At 64.1% G+C, this 23,796-nt stretch carries 25 protein-coding genes; 16 read left to right on the top strand and 9 right to left on the bottom strand.

What is annotated here, in order from left to right; translation table 11 throughout:
* Window positions 1-121: 121 nt before the first annotated feature.
* The 3 genes from CSQ95_RS04350 (at window position 122) to cydX (ending at window position 3,166) form a co-directional block, all read left to right on the top strand.
* Window positions 122-1,699: a cytochrome ubiquinol oxidase subunit I gene (locus CSQ95_RS04350; protein WP_099408639.1), complete on the top strand. Its 1,578-nt coding sequence runs from the start codon at window positions 122-124 to the stop codon at window positions 1,697-1,699.
* A gap of 13 nt (window positions 1,700-1,712) precedes the next feature.
* A complete protein-coding gene (gene cydB / locus CSQ95_RS04345; RefSeq protein ID WP_099408638.1) occupies window positions 1,713-2,867 on the top strand; it encodes a cytochrome d ubiquinol oxidase subunit II in 1,155 nt (384 codons plus the stop codon).
* A 173-nt stretch (window positions 2,868-3,040) separates the two neighbouring features.
* Window positions 3,041-3,166 carry a cytochrome bd-I oxidase subunit CydX gene (gene cydX / locus CSQ95_RS04340; protein WP_076570210.1) on the top strand — a complete coding sequence of 42 codons (126 nt, stop codon included), beginning with the start codon at window positions 3,041-3,043 and terminating at the stop codon, window positions 3,164-3,166.
* A 78-nt stretch (window positions 3,167-3,244) separates the two neighbouring features.
* Here cydX and CSQ95_RS29580 read toward each other — a convergent pair whose 3' ends face one another.
* Window positions 3,245-3,421 (bottom strand): hypothetical protein, encoded by a 177-nt coding sequence (locus tag CSQ95_RS29580; protein ID WP_180278951.1) that lies wholly within the window; start codon window positions 3,419-3,421, stop codon window positions 3,245-3,247.
* Between the two features lie 165 nt (window positions 3,422-3,586).
* Between CSQ95_RS29580 and CSQ95_RS04330 the strand changes: the two genes are divergently transcribed.
* Window positions 3,587-4,306, top strand: coding sequence for a hypothetical protein (locus tag CSQ95_RS04330; RefSeq protein WP_099408636.1), 720 nt, complete (start codon window positions 3,587-3,589; stop codon window positions 4,304-4,306).
* Between the two features lie 2 nt (window positions 4,307-4,308).
* Here the strand turns inward: CSQ95_RS04330 and CSQ95_RS04325 are convergent, their stop codons facing one another.
* Both CSQ95_RS04325 and CSQ95_RS04320 read right to left on the bottom strand, forming a co-directional pair.
* A complete protein-coding gene (locus CSQ95_RS04325; RefSeq protein WP_070291691.1) occupies window positions 4,309-4,683 on the bottom strand; it encodes a DUF1294 domain-containing protein in 375 nt (124 codons plus the stop codon).
* A 59-nt stretch (window positions 4,684-4,742) separates the two neighbouring features.
* A complete protein-coding gene (locus CSQ95_RS04320; RefSeq protein ID WP_099408635.1) occupies window positions 4,743-5,309 on the bottom strand; it encodes a methylated-DNA--[protein]-cysteine S-methyltransferase in 567 nt (188 codons plus the stop codon).
* Window positions 5,310-5,404: 95 nt separating this feature from the next.
* Between CSQ95_RS04320 and CSQ95_RS04315 the strand changes: the two genes are divergently transcribed.
* Window positions 5,405-6,154 (top strand): nucleotidyltransferase domain-containing protein, encoded by a 750-nt coding sequence (locus CSQ95_RS04315; RefSeq protein ID WP_143449902.1) that lies wholly within the window; start codon window positions 5,405-5,407, stop codon window positions 6,152-6,154.
* Here the strand turns inward: CSQ95_RS04315 and CSQ95_RS04310 are convergent.
* Complete coding sequence (locus CSQ95_RS04310) at window positions 6,151-8,385, bottom strand: TonB-dependent siderophore receptor (RefSeq protein WP_099408633.1); 2,235 nt, start codon at window positions 8,383-8,385, stop codon at window positions 6,151-6,153. The genes CSQ95_RS04315 and CSQ95_RS04310 overlap by 4 nt on opposite strands.
* Before the next feature lie 335 nt (window positions 8,386-8,720).
* Between CSQ95_RS04310 and CSQ95_RS04305 the strand changes: the two genes are divergently transcribed.
* On the top strand, window positions 8,721-9,581 hold the full coding sequence (locus CSQ95_RS04305) for a hypothetical protein (protein WP_143449901.1): 861 nt from the start codon (window positions 8,721-8,723) through the stop codon (window positions 9,579-9,581).
* A gap of 41 nt (window positions 9,582-9,622) precedes the next feature.
* On the opposite strand, the gene CSQ95_RS04300 is transcribed toward CSQ95_RS04305, so the two are convergent.
* The 4 genes from CSQ95_RS04300 to CSQ95_RS04290 all read right to left on the bottom strand — a co-directional run bounded on the left by CSQ95_RS04300 (window position 9,623) and on the right by CSQ95_RS04290 (window position 13,477).
* Window positions 9,623-10,021, bottom strand: a complete 399-nt coding sequence (locus CSQ95_RS04300) for a bacteriohemerythrin (RefSeq protein ID WP_099408631.1) — start codon at window positions 10,019-10,021, stop codon at window positions 9,623-9,625.
* A 309-nt stretch (window positions 10,022-10,330) separates the two neighbouring features.
* Window positions 10,331-10,486, bottom strand: a complete 156-nt coding sequence (locus CSQ95_RS29575; protein ID WP_175445243.1) for a hypothetical protein — start codon at window positions 10,484-10,486, stop codon at window positions 10,331-10,333.
* Window positions 10,487-10,626: 140 nt separating this feature from the next.
* Window positions 10,627-10,812, bottom strand: a complete 186-nt coding sequence (locus CSQ95_RS04295) for a hypothetical protein (RefSeq protein ID WP_099408630.1) — start codon at window positions 10,810-10,812, stop codon at window positions 10,627-10,629.
* Between the two features lie 130 nt (window positions 10,813-10,942).
* Complete coding sequence (locus CSQ95_RS04290; protein ID WP_099408820.1) at window positions 10,943-13,477, bottom strand: sulfite reductase flavoprotein subunit alpha; 2,535 nt, start codon at window positions 13,475-13,477, stop codon at window positions 10,943-10,945.
* Between the two features lie 198 nt (window positions 13,478-13,675).
* Between CSQ95_RS04290 and CSQ95_RS04285 the strand changes: the two genes are divergently transcribed.
* The 3 genes from CSQ95_RS04285 to CSQ95_RS04275 all read left to right on the top strand — a co-directional run bounded on the left by CSQ95_RS04285 (window position 13,676) and on the right by CSQ95_RS04275 (window position 17,084).
* The gene (locus CSQ95_RS04285; protein ID WP_070291696.1) at window positions 13,676-14,776 is read left to right on the top strand and encodes a branched-chain amino acid aminotransferase; all 1,101 of its coding nucleotides are present in this window, start codon (window positions 13,676-13,678) and stop codon (window positions 14,774-14,776) included.
* A gap of 72 nt (window positions 14,777-14,848) precedes the next feature.
* On the top strand, window positions 14,849-15,565 hold the full coding sequence (locus CSQ95_RS04280) for a ribonuclease (RefSeq protein ID WP_099408629.1): 717 nt from the start codon (window positions 14,849-14,851) through the stop codon (window positions 15,563-15,565).
* Window positions 15,566-15,671: 106 nt separating this feature from the next.
* Window positions 15,672-17,084: an MFS transporter gene (locus CSQ95_RS04275; RefSeq protein WP_099408628.1), complete on the top strand. Its 1,413-nt coding sequence runs from the start codon at window positions 15,672-15,674 to the stop codon at window positions 17,082-17,084.
* Window positions 17,085-17,086: 2 nt separating this feature from the next.
* Here the strand turns inward: CSQ95_RS04275 and CSQ95_RS04270 are convergent, their stop codons facing one another.
* On the bottom strand, window positions 17,087-18,721 hold the full coding sequence (locus tag CSQ95_RS04270) for an acyl-CoA synthetase (RefSeq protein ID WP_099408627.1): 1,635 nt from the start codon (window positions 18,719-18,721) through the stop codon (window positions 17,087-17,089).
* Window positions 18,722-18,836: 115 nt separating this feature from the next.
* On the opposite strand from CSQ95_RS04270, the gene CSQ95_RS04265 reads away from it, so the two are divergent.
* The 7 genes from CSQ95_RS04265 to CSQ95_RS04235 all read left to right on the top strand — a co-directional run bounded on the left by CSQ95_RS04265 (window position 18,837) and on the right by CSQ95_RS04235 (window position 23,754).
* Window positions 18,837-19,538: a Crp/Fnr family transcriptional regulator gene (locus CSQ95_RS04265; RefSeq protein ID WP_070222062.1), complete on the top strand. Its 702-nt coding sequence runs from the start codon at window positions 18,837-18,839 to the stop codon at window positions 19,536-19,538.
* Between the two features lie 62 nt (window positions 19,539-19,600).
* Window positions 19,601-20,194 (top strand): hypothetical protein, encoded by a 594-nt coding sequence (locus CSQ95_RS29945; protein WP_257217949.1) that lies wholly within the window; start codon window positions 19,601-19,603, stop codon window positions 20,192-20,194.
* 36 nt (window positions 20,195-20,230) lie between these two features.
* A complete protein-coding gene (locus tag CSQ95_RS04255) occupies window positions 20,231-20,617 on the top strand; it encodes a DUF2946 domain-containing protein (RefSeq protein WP_227742147.1) in 387 nt (128 codons plus the stop codon).
* A 62-nt stretch (window positions 20,618-20,679) separates the two neighbouring features.
* Complete coding sequence (locus tag CSQ95_RS04250) at window positions 20,680-21,276, top strand: SCO family protein (RefSeq protein WP_070291700.1); 597 nt, start codon at window positions 20,680-20,682, stop codon at window positions 21,274-21,276.
* Between the two features lie 17 nt (window positions 21,277-21,293).
* Entirely contained in the window at window positions 21,294-21,770 is a 477-nt protein-coding gene (locus CSQ95_RS04245) for a copper chaperone PCu(A)C (RefSeq protein ID WP_218963575.1), read from the top strand.
* Window positions 21,771-21,892: 122 nt separating this feature from the next.
* Window positions 21,893-22,549: a CerR family C-terminal domain-containing protein gene (locus tag CSQ95_RS04240; protein WP_070291701.1), complete on the top strand. Its 657-nt coding sequence runs from the start codon at window positions 21,893-21,895 to the stop codon at window positions 22,547-22,549.
* Window positions 22,546-23,754: a multidrug effflux MFS transporter gene (locus CSQ95_RS04235; protein ID WP_099408626.1), complete on the top strand. Its 1,209-nt coding sequence runs from the start codon at window positions 22,546-22,548 to the stop codon at window positions 23,752-23,754. Before CSQ95_RS04240 ends, CSQ95_RS04235 begins: the two co-directional genes overlap by 4 nt.
* Window positions 23,755-23,796: the final 42 nt, after the last annotated feature.

The raw sequence follows: 23,796 nt of genomic DNA, 5'->3' as shown, positions 1-23,796 counted from the left end.
TCAAGGAAAGACTGGAGGCACAGGCGGCGCTGCCTGACAGCTTTGCAACAACAGCGCCAAGCGAAACAGCATCAGATAGATACCAAGTTTACACACAGTAGGGAAATACCAAGGAAATCATATGGACTTCGATATTGTCGCTTTATCCAGACTGCAGTTCGCGCTGACAGCTCTGTACCACTTTATATTCGTTCCGCTGACGATAGGGCTGTCAGTGATCCTCGCCATCATGGAGACGGTCTACGTGATGACGAACCGCCCCATCTGGCGCGACATGACCAAGTTCTGGGGTGTCTTGTTCGGCATCAACTTCGCCATGGGCGTGGCGACGGGCGTCGTCATGGAATTCCAGTTCGGCATGAACTGGAGCTATTACAGCCATTATGTGGGCGACATTTTCGGCGCGCCGCTGGCCATCGAGGGCTTGATGGCTTTCTTCCTGGAAGCGACCTTCGTCGGCCTGTTCTTCTTCGGCTGGGACAAGCTGTCGAAGCGGGGCCACCTGGTCACCACCTGGCTGGTGGCCATCGGCTCGAACTTCTCGGCCCTGTGGATTTTGATCGCCAACGGCTGGATGCAAAATCCCGTCGGCGCGGCCTTCAATCCGCAGACCATGCGCATGGAAGTGACGGATTTCGGCGCCGTGCTGACGAATCCCGTGGCACAGGCGAAATTCGTGCATACGGTGTCGGCCGGCTACACGGCGGCGGCGATCTTCGTGCTGGGTATTTCCGCCTGGTATCTGCTGAAGGGCCGCCACGTGCAGCTGGCCAAGCGCTCGATGACGGTGGCCGCCTCGTTCGGCCTGGCCGCCACCTTGTCGGTGGTGGTGCTCGGTGACGAAAGCGGCTACCTGTCGTCCGAACATCAAAAGATGAAGCTGGCCGCGATCGAAGCCATGTGGACCACGGAGCCGGCGCCCGCCGCCTTCACGGCCATCGGCTTTCCCGACGCGAAAGCGCGCGAAACGCATTACGCCGTGCATATCCCGATGGTGATGGGCTTGATCGGCACGCGTTCGCTGACGACGGAAATCCCCGGCATCGAGCAATTGGTCGACCGCGGCGAGCTGCTGATCCAGGATGGCATCAAGGCGTATGACGCGCTGCAAACCATCCGCAGCGTGGCGCCAGGTGCGCCTGTGCCGCAAGAGGCGAAGGACATGTTCGAGTCGAAAGGCCAGTCCATGGGCTATGCCTTGTTATTAAAACGCTATGTCGACGATCCGCGCCAGGCCACGCCCGAGCAGATCCGCCAGGCCGCGCTCGACACCGTGCCGCCCGTGGGGCCCTTGTTCTGGTCCTTCCGCGTGATGGTGGGCCTGGGCATGTTCTTTATCCTGTTGACCGGCACCTTCTTCATCCTGTCGACGCGCCGCACCCTGGACAAGCATCGCTGGCTGCTGAAGCTGACCGTGTTCGCCATCCCGTTGCCGTGGGTGGCCATCGAGGCGGGCTGGATCGTGGCCGAAGTGGGCCGCCAGCCGTGGGTCATCGAAGGTGTGCTGCCAACGGCCGTGGCTGTATCCAACCTGGGGGCGTCGACGCTCCTGATTACCATCGCCGGCTTTGCCGCCATCTACACCGTGCTGTTGATTATCGAGATGAAGCTCATGCTCAAGGCCATCCGCAAGGGGCCGGAAGAGACGCCGCGGGCTCCCGTGCCGGCGGCCGCAGCCATTCATACTCAACGCGCCTGAGGAGGGCCAGACCATGATTTTGCATGAAATGATTTCTTACGAAACCCTGCGCCTGATCTGGTGGCTGCTGATCGGCATATTGCTGGTGGGCTTTGCCATCACGGACGGCTTCGACTTGGGCACGGGCATCCTGCTGCCGTTCGCCGGCAAGACGGACCTCGAGCGCCGCGTCATCATCAACAGCATCGGCCCCGTATGGGAAGGCAACCAGGTATGGCTGATCCTCGGCGGCGGCGCCATCTTTGCCGCCTGGCCGCAGCTGTACGCCGTCTCGTTCTCGGGCTTTTACCTGGCCATGTTCGTCATCCTGGTGGCGCTGATCGTGCGTCCCGTGGCCTTCAAATTCCGCAGCAAGCGCGAAGACCCGCGCTGGCGCGCCCGCTGGGACGCGGCCCTGTTCGTGGGCGGCTTCGTGCCGGCCCTGATCTGCGGCGTGGCCATCGGCAACGTGCTGCAGGGCGTACCGTTCCGTTTCTCGCCGGACATGCATATCTTCTATGACGGCAGCTTCTTTGCGCTGCTCAACCCGTTCGCCTTGCTGTGCGGCCTCGTTTCGGTGGCCATGCTGGTGATGCACGGCGCCACCTGGCTGCAAGTGAAAACGGACGGTGCCGTGGCGGAACGTTCGCGCCGTTACGGCAGCGTGGCGGCAATCGCCACGGTCGTGCTGTATGCGGCAGCCGGCGTGGCCCTGTGGCTGTGGGTCGATGGCTACCGCGTCACCAGCGCCGTCGTCGTCGATGGCCCGTCGAACCCGATGCTGAAAACGGCGCAAGTGCACGTGGGTGCCTGGTTCCTCAACTTTGCCGCCCATCCGTGGACCTGGATCGCCCCTGCGGCCGGTTTGCTGGGTCCCTTGCTGGCGTTCGCCTTGCTGCGCGCGCGCCGCGAAGTGCCCGCCTTGCTGGCCAGCGCGGCCAGCATCGCCGGCATCATCCTCAGCGTGGGCGCGGCCATGTTCCCGTTCATCCTGCCATCGTCGATCGACCCGCGCGCCAGCCTGACGGTGTGGGATTCCTCGTCCAGCCACATGACCCTCTTCATCATGCTGGTCGTCACGGCCATCTTCATCCCCCTCATCGTGGCGTACACGACCTGGGTGTATAAAGTGCTGTGGGGTAAGGTTGATGCAAAAGCAATCAAGGACGACAGCGGTCACGCTTATTGAGAACACCTAACTAAACCTACTGCGCGTCGCCCTTTGCGGCCGGCGATGCTCACCGTACTGGAGTACGGTTGCGCTTCTCGACCACAAATCGCTGCCGCTCGCTACGGTTTTGTTAGGTGTCGTTAGTTTGATAGTAAAAACGATCAAGCTGGAATTGAAGAAAGGAAATAATTATGTGGTATTTCGCCTGGATACTGGGTCTTCCGCTGGCGGCGACGTTCGCCGTGCTCAATGCGATGTGGTATGAAGTCGCCGATGGCGACACGACGCCCGAGCAGTACCGCGACACGCCGAAGTAAAAGCGTGTCGGCTTGACTGGCCCCGCTCGGTGCGATGGTTTTACCGTCGCCGCCCGGCGGGGCATTTTTATTCGGGACTCAGGGCGTCTTGGGCGCAGGTTTCGGCACGGCAATGGCGATCGGATCGCTGGCCGGAAAACTTTCCTTCAGCGCTTCATCGAGCGCTTCCTCGGCGTGGCTTTCGCCCGCCGGCGTGGGCGAATCGCGCTCCGGTGGCGGGGCGGGCGTGGTGGCGGCGTTGGTGCTGGAATGCATGATATTCCCCTCGCGGTGGTGCGCCATGGGGCCGGGGTGGTCTTGGCGCGGACTGATGCATCCAGCCTAGCACATCGCGCAGGAATGGCGCGCAGGATGCGCCTGCCGCAGGGGCGGATGGCGGCGTCTGCTACACTGCGCTCCACTTTGACCGACGGAATTGCCATGACTTCTCTAACCCTGCCATACCGCGCCACCGCAACCGAAGCCTGCGCCTGGCTGGCGCAACAGACGGGCACCCCGTGGACCCTGGCGCGCCTGCTCGAGCAGGGCGGCTTGCCGTTTATCTGGCTCGACTACAGCGCAGCCTGGGCCGAGCTGTTCCATGACGGCGTGACGCGCTATGCGGCGCCCGTGGTGTTCATCGAGGACAAGCAGCACCTGGCCGCGGGCGCCGGTGATGTCTGGCTGCGTTTTACGCGCGACTCGGGCAATCTCCCCATTGAGCTCAAGGGGCAGGGCTTGCGCGTGCCGCTGGACGGCTTGCACTTCCAGGAGCGCGACCTGTTGCGTTTGCTCAAGGAGTTGCAGCATCCGCAGCCGGTCGACACGGCAGCGGACAAGGCGCCCGTGGTCTTGCCCAGCGCCTTGAAAGGCCTGGGACGCGAGCAGATTTTGATTGCCTTCGCCGGCGTGGGCAAGGTCGACCTGGACCAAGGCATGGCCAGCGGCGTGGGCATCTTTGGCGACGATGGCGCGCGCGTGCGCAAGAATTCGCGCGGCGGCAAGAACAGCCATTTGTGGCATCCGGTGACCCTGGCGTTCGGCTTGCACGACGTGCACCGCGTGCCGATGGCGCATTTGAAAAAGGCGTTCGCCACGCAACCGTTGCTGCGCGACTGGAAGGCGGACTGGCTGGAGTCGCTGCGCCTGCTGGGAGAGTGACCTTATAACTCGATGGGGGCGACGTCCGTGCCGATATCGGGCGCCGCGTAATGCATGCTGAAATACACGAAAGCGCCGATATTGAGGGCGACCGTGATCCAGAACACGATGCGGAACGAGCGCTTGCTGGACTTGTGGCGCAGCCATTGCTGGGCCAGCACGGCGCCCGGCCAGCCGCACAGCAGTCCCAGCAGCAGCAAGGTGCGCTCCGGGGTGCGCCAGCGTCCCCCTTTCGCGGCCGACTTGTCGATCGCATAGGCAACGAAGCATCCCAGGCTCAGCACGCCATATGCGAGGGCAACCAGGGCGGGGATGTGGAAAAAGAAGGTGGCGAGTAAGTACAGTACGACAAAGAACGCGATGACAAGGTAGGGCATAGGATGTGTTGGCTTGAACGGAGGGCGTGAGTATCCCACATGGGGAGCGATGCCGCCGCTTAAAACAGGCTGCCTTGCCCCGCATCGACATGCACGGCGCGGCGGCGGGCGTGGCCCGTTTTCAGCGCTTCGCGGTCGCTCGACAGGGCGATTCCTTCCAGCGCCAACAAGGTTTCCTTGGCATGCAAGCCGCCCGCAAAGCCCGTCAGCTCGCCCGTGGCGCCGACGACGCGGTGGCAGGGGGCGATGATGGAAATGGGATTCTTGCCGTTGGCGGCGCCCACGGCGCGCACGGCGGCGGGGCGGCCGATCTGGCGCGCGATCTCGCCATAGCTGCGCGTCTGGCCGTACGGTATCGTCAGCAGCGCGCGCCAGACTTCCTGCTGGAATGGCGTGCCGGCAAAATCGAGCGGCACCTCAAAATGCTGGCGCGTGCCGGCAAAATATTCATCCAGCTGCCGCGCCGTTTCCTGCAGCACGGCGCAACCGTCATCGACGCGCATCGCGCCCAGGCGCACGCGGTTCGGCTTGTCGTTTTCCCAGAGGATGGCGGCCAGGGCTTCCCCGCGCGCCACCAGGGTCAGCTCGCCCACGGGCGAGGGCACCACGATGCAGTCGTATTCCATGTTGGTTCCTTGATCAGATGGCGCCAGTGTAGCAGGCTGGCGGCAGCCTGCGTATTGCGTGTAGGATAGTGTTTTATCGACATGGAGCACCGGCTTTGACGACGATCCCCACCTATGAGACCATTCGCGCGATTGCCCAGCGGCTGGTGCACGAGCGCTATCCCACGGCCGTGGCGGCCATCATCGGCGGCTCGTTCGCCACGGGCCGGCAAACGCCTACTTCCGATATCGACTTGCTGCTGCTGTTCGACCACGTCGATTGCGCCTGGCGCGACACCATCGTGGCCGAGGGGCGCACAGTGGAATTGTTCGCGCACGACGTGGCCACGTTCACGTATTTCTGCAAGGAAATAGATGCACCGGGCGGCACGGTGCCGCTGGCGATGATGGTGGCGGAAGGGGAAAACATCGTCGCCGCCGGCGACGCCTATGCGCAGCTGCACGCGCTGGCGCACGCCTTCGTCACGGCCGGGCCGCCCGTGCTCGACGCGGAAAACCTGCAGCGCCGGCGCTACGCCATCACCACCGCGCTGGAAGACCTGGTCGACAGCACGCACCCGGGCGAGGCGCTGGCCGTCGCTTGCCAGCTGTACGAAGCGCTGGCCGACCTGCACTTGCGCGCGGCGGGGCAGTGGAGCGGCGGCGGCAAGCACCTGTTCCGCCGCCTGCAGGCGGTCGATCCCGCCATCGCCGGGCAGCTCGACGGCGCGCTGCGCCTGGCCGCCGGCGACTTGCCGGCCGGCCAGCGCGCGTTCGGGCAAGTCGCCGCCGCCGTGCTGGCGCCCGTGGGCGGTCCCTTGCTCGACGGCTTTACCCTGCCGGCGCCCGCGCACTGGCGCGCTTAAAACATCGTGCGCAAGCTCAGGCTGATGTTGCGCGGTTCGCCCCAGAAGACGCCGTCGAAGAAGCCCACGTTGCGGTAGTACTTTTTATCGAGCAAGTTATTCACGTTCAGCTGCACGCTGGCGTGGCGGTTGAGCGCATAGCTGGCCATGGCGTTGAGCAGCGCATAGCCCGCTTGCGGAATGTCGGTGATGGTTCCCGATGGCGGGCGGCCGTACCACGATTCGCTGTAGGTGGCGCTTTGCGCCGTCATGCTGGCGCCCGCCCTCAAACCGGCCAGGCGGCCGTCGAAGCGGTAGCTGGTGGCCAGGCGCAGCAGGTGGCGCGGCTGCGTGGTGGCGGCGCGGCGGCCATCGGCCTCGGCCGCGTGCAGATAGGTATAGCCGCCGCTCGCTTCCCAGGCGGGCGATAACTGGCCGGAGACGTCGAACTCGACGCCCTTGGCCGTCACGCCGGCGCCATTGGCCACCATGGCCTGGCCGCCGTCGGGCAGCAAGAAGCCGGGCGGCACCGTGCGGTCGAGTTCCGCCATGTTCTTTTTCTTCGTATGGAACAGGGCGGCCGACGCGTTCAGCTTGCCTTCATAAAATTCGCCCTTGATACCCAGTTCTGCATTGTCTCCCGTTTCCGGCGCCAGGAACTTGTTGTTGCGGTCCTTGCTCGATTGCGGGTTGAACAGCTGCGTGAAGCTGGCGTAGGCCGAATACTGCTTGTTGATATCGAACACGGCGCCCACATACGGAGTGACTTCATTGCGCGTTTCCACGAAGTCGCCGCTGCCCATGTACGCACCATGCGTATCGTAGCTGCGCGTATCCGTGCGGTAAGTACTGCTGCGCGCGCCGATGATCACATGCAGCGGGTCGGCCAGGCTCAAACGTGTGGCCACATAGCCGCCTGCCAGGCGGGTGACGGTTTCCGTGTGCGAGCCGTCCGGGTGGAACACGGGGCGGGGGATGTTGCCCGTCCAGCTGCGGTAATCGGGGACGAAGTTCGGGTAGTTGATTTCCGCCTCGCCGCCCAGCGAGCGGGCGCGCTGGTTGCCGCCGTTCCACCCGGCGATGGCCGTGTGCTTGCGCCCCAGCAAGGTGAAGGGACCGCTGGCGTACACGTCGAAATTGTCGCCCGTGGTCTTGCCCGGGCCATAGGCGCCCGTCCACAGGAACATGCCTTCGCCCGTGGCCGGATCGGGCTTGCCGCCGCCCGCATAGGCGACGGTGGTGCGGTTCGTGCTTTCCGTGCGCGCATAGCCAAGGTGCATGTTCCAGTTGCCGGGCAGGCGCTGGTCCAGCGACGTGAAGATGGTGTGCTGCTTGTTGGCCCAGGTGCTCCAGGGCGTCGTGAGGCTGGTGTTGCGCGGCAACCTGGCCAGGCTGCCATCCGCATTCCAGTACGGCACGGCACCCCAGGTGGCGCCTGTCGGCTTGTTGTCCTGGAAGTCGACGCCCGCCGTCAGCAGGGTGCCGGGACGCACGTCCGCCTCAAGGATGGCCATGCCCACCGTCTTGCGCTCGTGGTACATGTCCAGGTAGGAATCGCGTTTTTGCCAGGCCAGGGCCGTGCGCGCGCGCACGCTCCCCTCCGCGTTCAGCGGCGTGGACAGGTCGGCTTCGAAGCGCTGGTCATCCCAGCGGCCCATGATGAGACCGGCGCTGGCCTGGAAGTCCTTCGCCGGACGCTTGCGTATCATGTTGATGGTGGCGGACGGGTCGCCCTTGCCGCCCATCAGGCCCGTGGCGCCGCGCACGACTTCGATGCGGTCGTACAGGATGGTGTCTTGCAGCGGCGCATTGCCGCCGCGCGCCATGCCGTCGATCTGGAGATTGTTGATGCCGAAGCCGCGCGCATAAAATGTCGTGCGCTCCGTGTCGTTCTGGCCCACCTGGATGCCTGTCGTCTGCGCCAGCGCCTGGTCCAGCCGCACGGCGCCCAGGTCGTCGAGCAGCTGGCGCGTGATGACGCTGACCGATTGCGGCGTCTCGCGCAGCGACAGGTCCATGCGCGTTGCGCTGCGCGCTTCGCCGGCCGTGTACGACTGCGTGCCTTCCGTCGTCGCGGTCGACTGGCCCAGCACGGTGACGGCGGGCATGGTCACGTCGGCCGCGGCGGCGTCGGCGGCCTGTGCCGGCAGGGCCACGCCGGCGGCAAGACTGAGCAGGCTGATGTGTAATAAACGGGGGAGGGCGCGCAAGGCGGGCTGGCGCGAAGATGAGAAGGCTGTCGTTGATTGCATTATTTTCCTGGATATTTTTAGTCGTGAGTGTTCCTATCTCGTCTGGCGAGCTGCGCAGTAGCTGGGGGATGGCGTAACGCTGGCCCGTGGTCTGGCTTGGATAGCAGTTCCACCGCAAGGCCCGGCGCGGACGGGCAGTGGAAAAGAAAGGCGCGCGATTCCTGTCACTTTTGTGAATAAGAATCATTATCAATATAGGTGATATTTGCCAAATAATCAAGCGTGTGCACCAAAGGAGTGCAGGCAGGAGTGCCGGCAGACCCGGGGCGGCGCATCGGCTTGCCTTCTGCGATAATGCAGGCGCTGACAAATATTTTCCTTAATGAAAGAAATGCATGCGTACATGGATCGCTTGTGCCGGATGGTTGTGTGTCGTCTCGCTGGGTCAGGCCCAGGAACACGCGCCGCCGCCGGCTGTTCCCGCGCCGCTGCAGAGCGCCAGCGTGCCGCCCGCCGCCGATGCCGTTGCGCCACCGCTTGCGCCGGCCACATCCGCGGCATCAGCACCCAAGGCAACGGCGCCAGCAGAGGAAGCCTTGCCACCGCAAACGGTGACGATCACGGCCACCAGCGATGCCAAGGCGCCGCACGTGCGGTTCACGGCATACCGTGAAAGTTATCTGACGGCCAGGAAAGTGTGGCAAGTGTCGAGCGGCAGCGTGGTCATGGCCCTGCGCCTGATTCCTGCCAAGCTGAGCGCCACCATCGACGATGTGCGCGTGGCCTTGCAAGGCAATGGCGCCCCCATGCCGATCAAGGTGTCGGCCGGCGGCGTGTTTGTCGTGCCGCTCAACGATGATATCGCCGCGCAGGACGGCACGTTTTTGGTGAACAAGGGCAGGGGCGAGCTGACGGCCAATATCGTGCTGCAGCCGTCCGTGGCGCGCGATGCGTGGAACGTCACGCGCGTGGGGCAGGTCTTGCGCGACGCCCGGCGCGCCGTGCGGGCCATCACGCCGTGGTACAAGCGGCCGTTCGCCAGCGACGTGCAATCGCTGGCCTTTTGCGCGGCCGAGCGGGGCAGCGCCTTGCAATTGATGGATGGAGAACAGCTGATCGCGACGCTGCCCATGAACGAGGCGGCCGTCAACGACATCAACCAGCCCGTGTTTTGCAAGATTTTCGACGGCGAAGACAAATACCCGGGACACTACCGCGTGGTCATGCCCGAGCAGGCGACAGTGCTGTTGCTGTAGCGGCTAAGAGTCACCCCTTTAAAGATGTGGCTCTTAAGTACCTAGTTGGGCTGGCGCTGCACCAGTTCCAGCGCCGCCGCCAGGGCCAGGTCCATGGTGGCCTGGTGGAAGATCAGCCACTGCGGCAACAGCGACAGCGCATGGCGGCCCTGTTCCAGGTCGCCTTCATCGACGGCGGCCCAGGCATGGTGCAAGCCGCTGAGCACGCGGGCATGCTGTTCGCGGTGGTTGGCCAGCGAGGGAAAGCCGATTTGCTCCATCAAATCTTCTTCCTCGCGGAAATCGCGTTCGACGGCCGCAATCAGCTCGCGAAACGCCACGCTGAAATGCTGGTCGCTTAATTGCCCCAGCCGTGCCAGCTCCTGAAACAGCGCCTCATGCGCCTCGTCGATGGCGGGAACGCCCAGCGCCATCTCATCTTTCCAATCCGATTTACCCATGCCGATGCCCCCGGTGAAGTCCGTCGCGGCGCGAAGCGGACTGTTCCAGTGTGGACGCAGCGAAGGGCGAAATCCATGATCTGGATCAAAAGTATGGTGAAGAGGGGAAGAGGAAAGCCGCCGGCGAAGAGAACAAATTCCCACCCGCAACAAAGCGGTTTTTAACGATGCGCCGTGTTACCGAGCGCCGCTGAAAAACGCCGCTGGCAAGGCGTCGTGCCGAAGGCAGTACGAATGTACGACGAGGCACGGCAACGCAGTCAGCGACGTTTTCTCAGCCGCGCGTCTTATTGTTCTCAGCCGCGCGTCTTATTGCTTGGGCCAGTGGGCCCACATGCCCTGCGCATCCACATTCGGCACCTGCATCTGCTGTCCGGCCGACGTCTGCATCGCATCCCTCAGCACGAGGGGCACGAGCATCAGGGCCGACAAGGCAAGGCAGAGCAGCACTTTGAGCGTCAACATGGTCGTCTCCCGGTGTCCCGGCGGCGGCGCGGGGATGCGGCGCCTGCCGGTCACGTCTTATGTACTACCATGCTTGCAGTTTAGTTCATCTGATTGAAACTTCAACTAGTTGCTGTGATGCACTGCACCAGTGACGCCTCTTATTTGGCCTTGCGGCTGCGCCGCGGCTTGCCTGCGGCGGGCAGGAAGGAGTCGAACCACACTTGCGTCAATTGCCGCGTATTTTTCGCCGCCTCGCGCTTGACGGCGGCCGTGGCGTGGCCGCGCGCCGTGTTGGCGACGCGGTTGGCGGCGCTCAGGTACATGCTCATCCAGGGGTTTTTCATGGCTAGCCTCGCAAACAGTGGGTGGGGGCGGCGCGGATATGCCGCCATGCCGCTACTGTAGTCCGATGGCCGGCGCTGACCGTGCGGCGGCCCACATAGCCGGGCGGCGCTGGCAATGTGCTGAGGCAGATCAATACACGTCGCGGCGGTAGCGTCCGGCCGCCAGCAGGGCGTCGAGACCGTCCTGGCCCAGCACTTCTTGCAGTACAGCATCGATTCCTGCCGCCATGCCTTGCAGGCTGCCGCACACGTAGACGATGGCGCCTTGCGCCAGCCAGTCGCGCAGCTCGCCGACGTTGGCGCGCAGGCGGTCCTGCACGTATTCGCGTTTGCCGCCCTCGTTGCCGTCGCGCGAAAAGACACGGTCCAGGCGCGCCAGGTGGCCAGCGTCCAGCCAGCCTTGCAACTCTGCGCCGCAGACGCTGTCAACAGCTTGCTGGCGCTCGCCGAACAGCAGCCAGTTACGGGCCAGCCCCGCCCGCTGACGCGCGCGCAGGTGTGCCCGCAGGCCTGCCAGGCCGGAACCATTGCCGATATAAATGCAGGGCACGTCGACCAGGGCGGGCGCGAAGGCGGGATTGGCTTGCAGGCGCAGGCGGATGGGGCTGCCTGTCGGGGCGAAGCGCGTGAGCCAGCCGGAACAGAGGCCGTACCCGTCGTTTTCCTCGCCCGTATGGCGTTCCTGGCGCACCAGCAATTGCAGTTCACCATCGGACGGCAGCGACGCGAGCGAATAGCTGCGCGGCGCATGCTGGGCGCTCTGCGCGTCGCCCTCGCTGCCATCCGCGTTGCACCCGATGATTTCCGCCAGCGCGCCCGCTTCCCAGGCAGCATCGGCGGGGCCCGTCAAGGTGATTTCATGCAGTTCGCCGCCCAGGCTGCCCGGGTTCAGCAGCACGCGGCGCGCCAGGCGCCATTCGGCGTACGACGCTTCTTCCTGTACGCCGATGGCGTCGATGGCGCTGCCGCTGCAGCGGACCAGCGCTTGCGACCAGGCGGCCAGGGCGGCGGGGTCATGCTTGTCCACTTCGATCAGCGGGAACAAGGGCGTGGCGCCCAGCGCTTGCAATTGTTGCGCCAGCGCATGGCCAAAGCCGCAGAAGGCGCCGTAATGGCGGTCGCCCAGGGCCAGCATGCCGAATTCCAGGCCGGCCAGCGGCGTGCCCGCCGTTTGTTGCAGCAGGCGCGCGAAGCGGCGCGTGCCGTCCGGCGCCTCGCCTTCGCCAAAGGTGCTGGCGACGATCAGGGCCCGTTCGTACTGGCGCAATTGCGCGGGATCGAAACGGTCCAGCGACTGCACATCGACGGCCACGCCCGCCTGCTGCAGGGCGCGCGCGCTTTCCAACGCCAGGCGCTCGGCCTGTCCCGACTGGCTGGCGTAGGCCACCAGGGTGGGCAAGCCTATATCTTGCTTGCCCGGAATGCCAGCCAGCAGAGCGCGCTGCGCTTGCACAGCCCGCTTGGCCTTGCGGCGGCCCAGGTACAGCATCCAGCCCGTGACGGCGAACAGGGGCAGGCCCAGGCTGGCCAGGGTGACGATGATGCGGCCGGGCAAGCCAAAATACGTGCCCATGTGCAGCGGATAAATGATGTTGACGAGGCGTGCACCCAGCGCCTGCTGGCTGTACGGTTCGTTTTCCGTGAGAGTGCCATTGGCCGGCGCAATGCTCATGCGGCTGCGCGCCCGTTCGTGCGGCGCATCGCCGGCCAGCCACGTGAATTGCACGGCTTCGCCGGGGCGCACGGGCAGACGCACCGTAGCCAGGGTCCAGCCGGGGGCGTGCTGCTGGAAAACGCTCCAGGCCAGGCCGATGTCGGCGACAGGCGATGGCTCCTGCGGCGCCCCTTTCTTGCCGGGCGCCTGCGCCGTGCGCGGGGGCTTGCCGGCCCAGGCGTCGATATTGTCGCGCACCACGTCATAGCTCCAGTAGATGCCCGTCAGGGTCAGCGCCACATAGACGACCAGGCACCAGGTGCCGGCCACGGCGTGCAGATTCCACAAAAAGGAGCGGCCTTTTAATGCAGGGTCGAAGGTCAGCCAGGTGCGCCAGTCCAGCGGACGGCGGGGCCAGCGCAGGTACAGGCCGGACAGTGCCAGGCCCAGCAGGCACAGGGCCAGCGCGCCCGCCACCTGCCGGCCCGGATCGCGCGGCAGCAGCAGCCAGCGGTGCAAGGATTCCGTCCACTCGAAAAATGCCGCGCCCGCCAGCGCCGGCTGGGTCGCGCCCGTGTACGGGTGCAGATAAACGGACTCGCCGCGCCGCTGGCCGTTCTTTGGCGCGAAAAACAGGCGTGGCGCCGCGCCCGCCTGCGCATACATGGTGACCGAGGCCACGCGCTGGCCGTGTTCGGCTGCGGCAATGCTGCTCAGCTGTGCCGGCGTCAGCGGTGCGCGCGTTTCCACGGGGACATGGCGCACGCCGGGGTTCATAACGTCGAGCAATTCATCCTTGAAGGCCAGGGTGGCGCCGCTCAGTCCGATGATCACCAGCACCGTGCCGGCCGTGATGCCGATGAACCAGTGCAATTGAAACCACACCTGCTTCCAGTTCCAGTGCCAGCGCCGTTGTTGCGCGACGGCGGCAAGCTGGCGCCGCTGGCCGGTTTCCGGCGCCTCATCGGCGCCGGCGCGCGGCAGAGGGTGTGGAAGGGAGGAGGTCGTCATGAAGCGGCTTTCGATAGCGCCGCCATGCGGGGCATCAGGCATGGCGGGGAAGAAGGAGGATTGACATAGTAACGCAAACGAGAATCATTCGCAAATGATGACTCCCTGTTGTCGCGGGGCGGTGGCCATTCTCGTTTGCCTGATCGGGCGCTGGAGGCGCTACAATAGGGATACTGTTCACTAGTTCCCATTGCTGCCATGACCACTTCCACACCGAATCTCGTCGTCACCCCGTCCGCCCACCCCCTGTCCGACGCCGAGCGCGCCGCGCGCATGGTCAACCCGGCGTTTGGCCGCATCTTCACGGACCACATGGTGGTGATTCCTTACCGCGACGGCAAGTGGCAGCAGGGCGAACTGAAGGCCTACGGCCCGCTGATGCTGGACCCGTCCGCCTCGTCGCTGCACTACGGCCAGGCCATCTTTGAAGGTTACAAGGCGTTTGCCCAGCCCGATGGCAGCATCAAGACTTTCCGCCCGGAACAAAATGCCGAGCGTTTCAACCGCAGCGCCGCGCGCCTGGCCATGCCGGCCATCCCTGTCGAGCTGTTCCTGGAAGCGGGCGATGCGCTGATCGCGCAAGACCGTAACTGGGTGCCGAAGAACACGGGCGAGAGCCTGTACATGCGTCCGCTGATGATCGCCACCGACCCCTACCTGGGCGTGCGTCCATCGGAAGAATACCTGTTCGTGCTGTTCGCCTCGCCCGCCGGCGCCTACTTCCCGAAAGGCGTGAAACCCGTCACCGTGTGGATCAGCGAAGACTTCGTGCGCGCCGCGCCGGGCGGCACGGGCGAAGCCAAGTGCGCGGGCAATTACGCGGCCAGCCTGATGGCCCAGTCGCAAGCGCAAGAAAAGGGCTGCGACCAGGTCGTGTGGCTCGACGCCGTGCACCGCGAGTTCATCGAGGAAATGGGCGGCATGAATCTGTTCTTCGTCTACAAGGATGGCGAGAAAGTCACCGTCGTGACGCCGGAATTGACGGGCACCTTGCTGCCAGGCATCACTCGCCGCAGCCTGCTGGAAATGGCAAAAGACCTCGGCTATGCGACGGAAGAGCGTAAATTGTCCGTCCAGCAATGGCGCGACGACATCGCCTCGGGCCGCATGACCGAAGTGTTCGCCTGCGGCACGGCAGCCGTCATCACGCCCGTGGGCGTGGCCAAGGCCAACGGCTTTGAAATGACCATCAACAACAATGAAAACGGCGCCGTCACCCTGGCCCTGCGCGAAGCGCTGCTGGGCTTGCAGCATGGCACGGCACCGGATACCCACGGCTGGATGCATACCGTCTGCTAAGTTGATGGTGTAATTTCACTACCGCGCCGGCACCCAGTTGCCGGCGTTTTTATATCTTGAAAGGGAAACCCGATGCAATTGCGAACTGTCTTGCCGGCGCTGGCCGCCGTTTTCCTCAGCCTGTCGGCCGGCGTCGTCCACGCGGCCGATGCCGCCTGCGCCATTCCGCGCAACGTCAGCTATTACGATTACGACGTCAAGCCGTCGGACGAGAAAAACACCTGCTACAAGCAAAGCACCAACGTGCCCACTGATTACTTCATGCTGGCGCTGTCGTGGTCGCCCGGTTTTTGCGACAGCCAGCGCCGCCGCGGCGAAGTGTCGAAGAAGGCCGCCTTCCAGTGCGCCGAGAGCAACCACTTCGGCTGGATCGTCCATGGCTTGTGGGCGCAGTCGAACAATCCGGCCACTTGCGAAGACATTTCCGTGACGCCGCCGCGCAAGACGGAGATGCATCCGCGCTATTGCAAGGGCAATTTGCCGAAGCTGGCGCCGTCGGACATCCTGCCGTACATGTGCATGCAGCCCGGCGAAGCCTTGCTGCAGGGTGAATGGGAAAAGCATGGCGCCTGCGATTTCGATACGGCCAAGCAGTATTTCGAGAAGGAACGCGAACTGTTCCAAGCCTTGAAGTTGCCGGATTCCACCATGCCGAAAAACGAGTTGTTCCAGTGGATGAAGCAGCACAACCCGCAGCTGAAAGGCCGCTGGCTCGGCTATGAAAAGCACTCGGGCGAGCTGCGCATCTGTTATTCGAAAGATTTTAAAGTGATCGACTGCCAGAAGTGATGTAGGGTGAAATCGGCGGGCCTGCCCGGCAGAGTCCGTCCATCCATGCTAGTGTCTTGGCTGCGGTACCGTATGCCGCCCCGGACGGGCTAGACGAACAGGCAACATGATGAAGCAGAAAAACAAGGCGCAGCCTTTCCTCGTGGGCGAGGACGGCTTGCCGCCCGGCGCCCGTTTATGGGCCATGCTGGCGCTGGCCATCGGCGTGGGCATGGCCTCGCTCGATACGGCGATCGCCAACACGGCCTTGCCGGCCATCGCCAGCGAGCTGCACACGACACCGGCCGCCTCCGTCTGGATCGTGAATGTGTACCAGCTGGCCATGGTGGCGACCTTGCTGCCGTTTTCCGCCCTCGGCGAAATCGCCGGCTACCGCCGCGTGTTTATCTCCGGCATGTTCCTGTTTACTTTGGCGTCGCTCGCCTGCGCGCTGGCCTGGTCCTTGCCCTCGCTGGTGGTGGCGCGCCTGTTCCAGGGCGTCGGCGCCAGCGCCATGATGAGCGTCAACACGGCGCTGCTGCGCGCCCTGTACCCCAAGCATTTGCTGGGCCGCGCGTTCGGCAACAATGCGCTGGTGGTGGCCGTCGCGTTCGCCATCGGGCCCACGGCCGCTTCGCTGATCCTGGCGACGGCGTCGTGGCCATGGCTGTTCGCCATCAACGTGCCGCTGGGCGTGGCCGGCTTTTTCCTGGCCAGCCGCATGCTGCCGGCGACTCAACTGTCCGGGCACACGCTCGATGCGCGCACGGCGCTGTACAACGTGGGCGCCTTCGGCTTGCTCATCTTGCTGTTCGGCGATGCGGCCCATCACGCGTCCAGCGCCGTCCTGCTGGCGGAACTGGTGGCCGTAGTGGTCTTTTTTATGTTGCTGCTGCGCCGACAGGCCGGGCATGCGGCACCGATGCTGCCGATCGACCTGTTCCGCCGCCCCCTGTTCTTGTTGTCGTCGCTGACGGCCATCTGCACGTTTGCCGCGCAGGGGCTGGCCTTCGTCTCGCTGCCATTCTATTTTGAAGTCACCCTGGGCCGTTCACCCGTGGAGACGGGCTTTTTGATGACGCCGTGGGCCGTGCTGGTGGCCGTGATGGCGCCCGTGGCGGGGCGCCTGAGCGACCGATATTCGCCGGGCGTGCTGGGCGGCATCGGCCTGGCGGCGCTGGCGGGCGGCTTGCTGACGCTCGTGTGGATACCGGCGCACCCGAGCGCGTTCGACATCGGCTGGCGCATGGCCTTGTGCGGCATCGGCTTCGGCTTTTTCCAGGCGCCCAATCTGAAAGCCATCATGGGCAGCGCGCCGCCCGAGCGGGCAGGCGGCGCCAGCGGCGTGGTGGCCACGTCGCGCCTGATCGGCCAGGCGACGGGCGCGGCGCTGGTCGCGTATTGTTTTACTGTTTCCGCCAGCCGGGGCACGACGTACGCGCTGTGCCTGGCGGCAGGGTTCGCCGCCGTGGCCAGCATCGCCAGCTTTGCGCGCCTGGCGGTGGCGCAGCCGGCGTGGCTGACAGGTAAAGGCAGCTAAGCCTAGACGTCGATTGCCTTGTCTGAGTGCATGCGCTTGCGCAATTCGAACTTCTGGATCTTGCCCGTCGATGTGCGGGGCAGGGGGCCGAAATAAATGGCTTTCGGCACCTTGAAGCCCGCCAGGTTGTTCTTGCAGAAGGCGATCAATTCTGCTTCCGTCACCGTCGCCCCTTCGCGCAGTTCGACGAAGGCGCACGGCGTTTCGCCCCATTTCTCGTCGGGCTGGGCGATGACGGCGGCGGCCAGCACTTGCGGGTGGTGGTACAGCGCGTCTTCCACTTCCACGCTGGAAATGTTTTCTCCGCCCGAGATGATGATGTCCTTGCTGCGGTCCTTCAGCTTGATGTAACCGTCCGGATACATCACGCCGAGGTCGCCCGTGTGGAACCAGCCGCCCGCGAACGCTTCCTGAGTCGCCTTTTCATTCTTTAAATAACCCTTCATGCAGATGTTGCCACGGAACATGATCTCGCCGATCTGTTCGCCATCGGCCGCCACGGGCTGCATGGTTTCCGGGTCCAGCACGGCCACGGCGCTTTGCAAGTGGTAGCGCACGCCCTGGCGCGACTTTAAAACGGCCCGCTCTTCCTGGCTCAAGGCCGCCCACTCGTCCTGCTCGGCGCAGATGGCGGCGGGGCCGTACACTTCCGTCAAGCCATACGAATGGATCAAGTCAAAGCCCATGGCTTCGATCTTTGCCACCATGGCCGCCGGCGGCGGCGCGCCGGCCACCATGCCGCGCACGGTCCAGTCGATTCCCTCGCGCCAGTTGGCGGGCGCGTTGGCCAGCGCCGCATGCACGATGGGTGCCGCGCAATAGTGGGTGATGCGCAATTCGCGCATCAGGTCGAACACGAGCTTCGGCTCGAACTTGCGCAGGCACACGTTCACGCCCGCGCGCGCGGCCACGGTCCACGGAAAGCACCAGCCATTGCAGTGGAACATCGGCAAGGTCCACAGGTAGACGGCATGCTTGGGCATGTCCCATTCCAGGATGTTTGACAGGGCATTCAAGGCCGCGCCGCGGTGGTGGTAGACGACGCCTTTCGGGTCGCCCGTGGTGCCGGACGTGTAATTCAGTGCGATGGCATCCCACTCGTCGGCAGGCGGCTGCCAGTCGTAATCGGGGTCGCCGCTGGCCAGCAAGGTTTCATAGTCGAGGTCGGAAAACGCATCCACTTCCGGTCCCAGCACGTCGTTGACCTGGATCACGCGCAAGCCGGGAATCTGCGCCGCCATCTGGCGCGCCAGCTCGGCAAATTCCGTGTCGGCCAGCAAGACTTTCGCCTGGCCGTGGCGCAGCATGAAGGTCAAGGAGGCCAGGTCGAGGCGGATGTTCAGCGCATTGAGGACGGCGCCGGCCATGGGGACGCCAAAGCTCGCTTCCACCATGGCGGGCGTGTTCGGCAGCATCACGGCCACCGTATCGCCCGTGCCCACGCCCAGCTTGATCAGGCCGGAGGCCAGGCGGCGCGTGCGCGCATACGTTTCGCGCCACGTCTGGCGCAGGCTGCCATGTGCAATTGCCAGGCGATTGCCATATACTGCGGCTGCCCTGGCGATATAGTCGAGCGGGGTGAGGGCGGCGTAGTTGGCGCTGTTTTTGCCGAGGCCGGTGTTGAAATCAGCAGTCATGCTTGTCTCCTGTTAAATAAAATTCTGTAGCTCCCTGTTTCGGGATTGATACCGGTTAGCATAGCACCGGCGCTGGAAAATCACTGTCATCTTAGTGACAGGTCTGAAGGATGGAATGGATAGCAACGATAGTGTAGACCTTGCAATGCTGGAACTCGACAGCCACGACTGGTTCGCGGCCCTCGATGCGCGGCATCAGACCCTGTTGCGCGCCGGCAGCGTGCTGCGGCATTTCGAGGCGGGCGCCTTCATCACGCGGCGCGGCGAACCGTCGGCGCACTGGATCGGCGTGCACACGGGCTTGATCAAGCTGGCCGTCTACAACGCCGATGGGCGCGGCGCCACGTTTTCCGGCGTGCCGGCCGGCGGCTGGAGCGGCGAGGGCAGCGTGCTCAAGCGCGAACTGCGCCGCTACGATGTGGTGGCCGTGCGCGCATCGAGCATCATCCTCGTGCCCGTGGACCTGTTTCATCTGCTGCTGGCCGAGAGCCTTTCCTTCAATGCCTTCGTCATCCGCCAGCTGAACGAGCGCATGGGGCAATTCATCGCCACCATCCAGAACCAGCGCCTGCTGGCCGTCGACGCGCAGGTGGCGCAAGCGATCGCGCAGCTGTTCCACCCCATGTTATACCCGCGCACTTCCCGCGTGCTTGAGCTGTCGCAGGAAGAAATCGGCTTGCTGACCGGCATTTCGCGCCAGCGCGTGAACCAGGCGCTGGGCCATCTGGCCGAACTCAAGCTGATCAGCATCGCCTATCAATCGATCCGCGTCGTCGACCTCGATGGCTTGCGCCGTTATGGCGTAGCGTCGCTGTGATGACAGACTGGGCGCGCGATGTGTGGCATGCTGGCGGCTGGCTTATGACATTGAATTGACGCATGGCACTCGTTTCCGATCATCCTCTGCACTTGCTGGGCTTGCGCTTTCCGCTCCGGCTGCGCGTTACCGTGCGCCAGGGTTTTGTCACCTTGCATAATGAAATCGCCACCAAGAAGCTGGGCAGCGGCGACAGCTTCGTCGTGCCCGCGTTCTTGCGCTTTGCCTGCGACGTGATGCCGGGGCGGGGCAAGCCTGCCGTGTTCACCTTGGCGCTGGAAGGCGATGAAGCCGATGGCGGCCACGGCGGCGGCAAGCGCTGGAGCCAGGCGCTGGCGCAGCATATCTTTGATACGCCGCAAGGCAAATGGACGGCGGCACGGCTGGCGGCCCTGTGGCAAGTGACGCCGCACAAGGCGCGTGCCCGCCTGTTTGCCGAGGGCGAGGCATTGCTCAGCCTGGTACGCGAACAGCGTTTGGCGCACGCGCTGCACACGGCGGCGCAAGCGGGCGCCGATGGGGAAGACGGCGAGCGCGACCTGGCGCAAGTGGCGGCCGGCTCTGGCTTTGCCTCGATCCCCGCGTTTTGCGACGCCTGCGTGGACGTGGCGGGCGTGCGTCCCAGCCTGTTCCTGCGGGGACAGGCGCCCGGATAGCCAGACTCCGTTATAATCGGGGCCATGGGATCTTTATTGAAACGCAAACAGTGGCATATGTGGTTCGCCTGCCTGGCGATACTGCTCAATGCGCTTTCGCCGTCCCTGTCGTATGCGTTTGCTTCGCGGCATGCGAACGCGAACAATGCCGCCGTCGAAATCTGTTCGGCCAGCGGCGCCGTCTATACGCAGGCGGACCTGGCGCCAGCCGCCAGATCCACCACCGATTCCGTGCTGCACCACATCGAACATTGCCCGTTCTGCATGAGCCATGCGGGCAGCGTGGGCTTGCCGCCGTCCTCATCCTCGCCGCTGGCCGTCATCACGGGCCACGATCACTATCCGCCATTGTTTTACCAGGCGCCCAAAGCGCCGTTCGCGTGGCTGGCCGCCAGTCCGCGCGGCCCGCCTTCGGCTGCCTGAACGCAGCAGTCATACCTTCCACGTCTTAACCGTCTCCACTACGCCCATCGGGCCAGCATGCCATGAAACGTCGTCTTTTCCTTCTCGCCGGCACGGCGGGATTGCTCACGCTTGCCGCTTGCGAACAAGCGCCGAAACCCCATTACAACGGCCTCGACCTGACGGGAGGCGATTACAAGCCCGACTTCAAGTTGAGCGGCCCCGACGGCAAGGTCTACACCTTGGCCGACTTCAAGGGCAAGTATGTGATGGTCTTCTTTGGCTTCACGCAATGCCCGGACGTGTGCCCGACAGCCCTGTCGCGCGCGCTGGAAATCCGCCAGAAACTGGGCGCCGATGGCGATAAACTGCAAGTGATCTTCATCAGCATCGACCCCGAGCGCGACACGCCCGAGCTGCTGGGCGAATACATGCGCGCCTTCGACCCCAGTTTCCTCGGCTTGCGCACGGACCCGAAGGACACGGCGCAGACGGCCTTCAATTACAAGGTCTTCTACCGCCGCGTGCCGAGCGGCAGTTCGTACACGATGGACCACACGGCCATCAGCTACGTGCTCGACACAGAGGGGCGCATGCGCCTGGGCCTGAAGCACCAGTTGACGGGCGATGAGTGCGTGCAGGACATCAAGACCCTGATGAAATCGAAATACACCTTATAACTACCGAGGAAATAATCATGACCCATCTGAAAACCCTGCTGGCCACGGCCCTGACCGTGCTGTCCTTCTCCGCCGCTGCACAGACGTCCGTGCAGATTAGCGACCCGTGGGTGCGCGCCACCGTGCCGCAGCAAAAAGCCACGGGCGCCTTCATGCAGATCACGGCGCCAAAAGCCATGCGGCTGCTGGAAGTGCGCTCGCCCGTGGCGGGCGTGGCGGAAATCCATGAAATGAGCATGGCGGACAATATGATGCGCATGCGCCAGGTCAAGGAAATCGCCTTGCCAGCCGGAAAAGCGGTGGAACTGAAGCCGGGCGGCTACCATGTGATGCTGCTCGACCTGAAAGGGCAGGTGAAGGCGGGCGACAAGATCCCGCTGACCCTGGTCGTCGAAGGCGAGGACAAGCGCCGCGAAACGATCGAAGTCAATGCCGTGGCGCGTCCGCTGGGCGCCACCTCGACGTCAACTGCGATGCCGGCGATGAAGCACTAAGCTACGGCAATGCCCTTGCAAAGCCCGGTTCGCCGGGCTTTTTTGCGTCCATTTGAAAATTAAACAGCTGTTTGATACAATGCCGGATAATATTAAACAGATGTTTAAATGATGGGAATGGCATGACAGAAGAAGTCGAAACGGCGCGCACGCGCATTCTGCAGGCGGCGGTCCAGCTGTTTGCCGACGAAGGCTACAAGCTCGCGTCCGTGCGCAGGATCTGCGAGGCGGCCCACGTCAACGTGGCGATGGTTAACTATTATTTTCATGGCAAGGAAGAGCTGTACCTGGCCGCCTTCGACCATGCGCGCGCGCTGGCGCGTGCCTCGGCCGCTGCCGCGCCGGAGGCAGGCCCAGCGGCGGCCGTGGTGCCCGTGGAACAGTTGCGCCTGGCGATAGAATCGATGGTCTTCGACATGCTGCGCCCGGGAGCGGCTTCGCTGTTCAGCCGCCTGGTGGCGCGTGAATTGATCGAACCCACGTCCGCCATCCACATGCTGGCAGACCGCGATGTGCGCGCGCACCACGCCCTGTTTACAGGCTTGATCCGTGGCGTGGTGGGCGAGGCCATGCCGGCGGACGTGGTGCAGAAATGCGTGTTCAGCGTGATTGGCCAGGCTGTGTTCTATGCCCGTTCGCGAATCGTGCATGAACTGGTGGCGCCGGAAATTACCTATGACGAGACTGGCACCGCCAGCATTGCGCAGCATGTCGCCGCGTTCTCGCTGGCGGCCCTCGACGGCTTGCGCCGCCAATATGCTGTGCAGGCGGGCGCATGAAAACCAGAAACCTGACCCTGGTGCTGGCCGGTCTGGCTATGCTGGGCCCGTTCGCCACCGATACCTTCCTGCCGTCGTTTCCCGCGATCGGCACGCATTTCGACGTCAGCAGCGTGCTGGTGCAGCAGACCCTGAGTGTCTACCTGGCCGCGTATGCCTTCATGACCTTGTTCTACGGCACCTTGTCCGACTCGTTCGGCCGCCGTCCCGTGATTCTCGCTTCGCTCCTGATCTTTGCCGCCGGTTCCATCGGCGCTGCCTTCGCCCCCAGCTTTGGCTGGCTGCTGTTCTTCCGCGGCATGCAGGGCGCCTCGGCCGGCGCGGGCAGGGTGATCGGCCAAGCCATCGTGCGCGACAGTCTAGCTGGCGCGGCCGCGCAAAAGATGCTGGCCAATATCATGATGGTGTTCGGCATCGCGCCCGCCATCGCCCCCATCATCGGCGGCTGGCTGCACGTGGCCTACGGCTGGCAATCGACGTTCGTGTTCACCTTTTCCGTCACCGTGCTGCTGGCGCTCGCCTGCCTGAAAGGCTTGCCGGAAAGTTTAGCTGTCGAGCAACGTCAGCCTTTCCATCCAGGCAACATCGCGCGCAATTACTGGCTGGCCTTGCGCCACCGGGCATTCCTCTTGCGTTCGCTGGCCGTGGCCTTCGCCTTTGGCGGCTTTGCCCTGTATATCGCCTCGGCCCCGCATTTTATTTTGGAATTGCTGCATCTGCCGGAAACGGCGTTTGGCTGGATGTTCATTCCCATGGTGGCCGGTTTGGTGCTGGGCTCGGCGTTGTCGGGCAAGCTGGCCCACGTGGTGAAAAGCACCGTGCTGGTGCGCTGGGGCTTGCTGGCCATGGCGGTCACGGGGGCGATCAATATTGCTTACAACCATTGGTTTGCGGCCAGCATCCCGTTCGCCGTCGTGCCCGTGATGCTGTACGCGTTCGGCATGTCGCTGGCCTTGCCGGGCATGACCATGTCGACGCTCGACATTTTCCCGCAGATGCGGGGCCTGGCCGCCTCCCTGCAAAACTTCGTGCAAATGCTGGTGTTTGCGCTGGTGTCCGGTTTTGTCGCACCGTTGCTGTTCGACAGCGCATTCAAACTGGCGCTGGGACAGGCTTCGGCCGTCGTGCTGGCCGCCGCATTCTGGTGGCTGGGCAGCCGGCAAGGGGTGGGGCAGGGCGTGGTAGGGGTTGTCAAAACAATATGACGAGCCCTGGAAAAGGATGGCATGCATTCTGCTTTGTTACAC

The organism is Janthinobacterium sp. BJB304 (assembly GCF_002735765.1).
Classification (GTDB): Bacteria; Pseudomonadota; Gammaproteobacteria; order Burkholderiales; family Burkholderiaceae_D; genus Janthinobacterium.
Note: the sequence above shows the minus strand (reverse complement) of the source record. Positions and strands in the feature narration are given on the sequence as shown.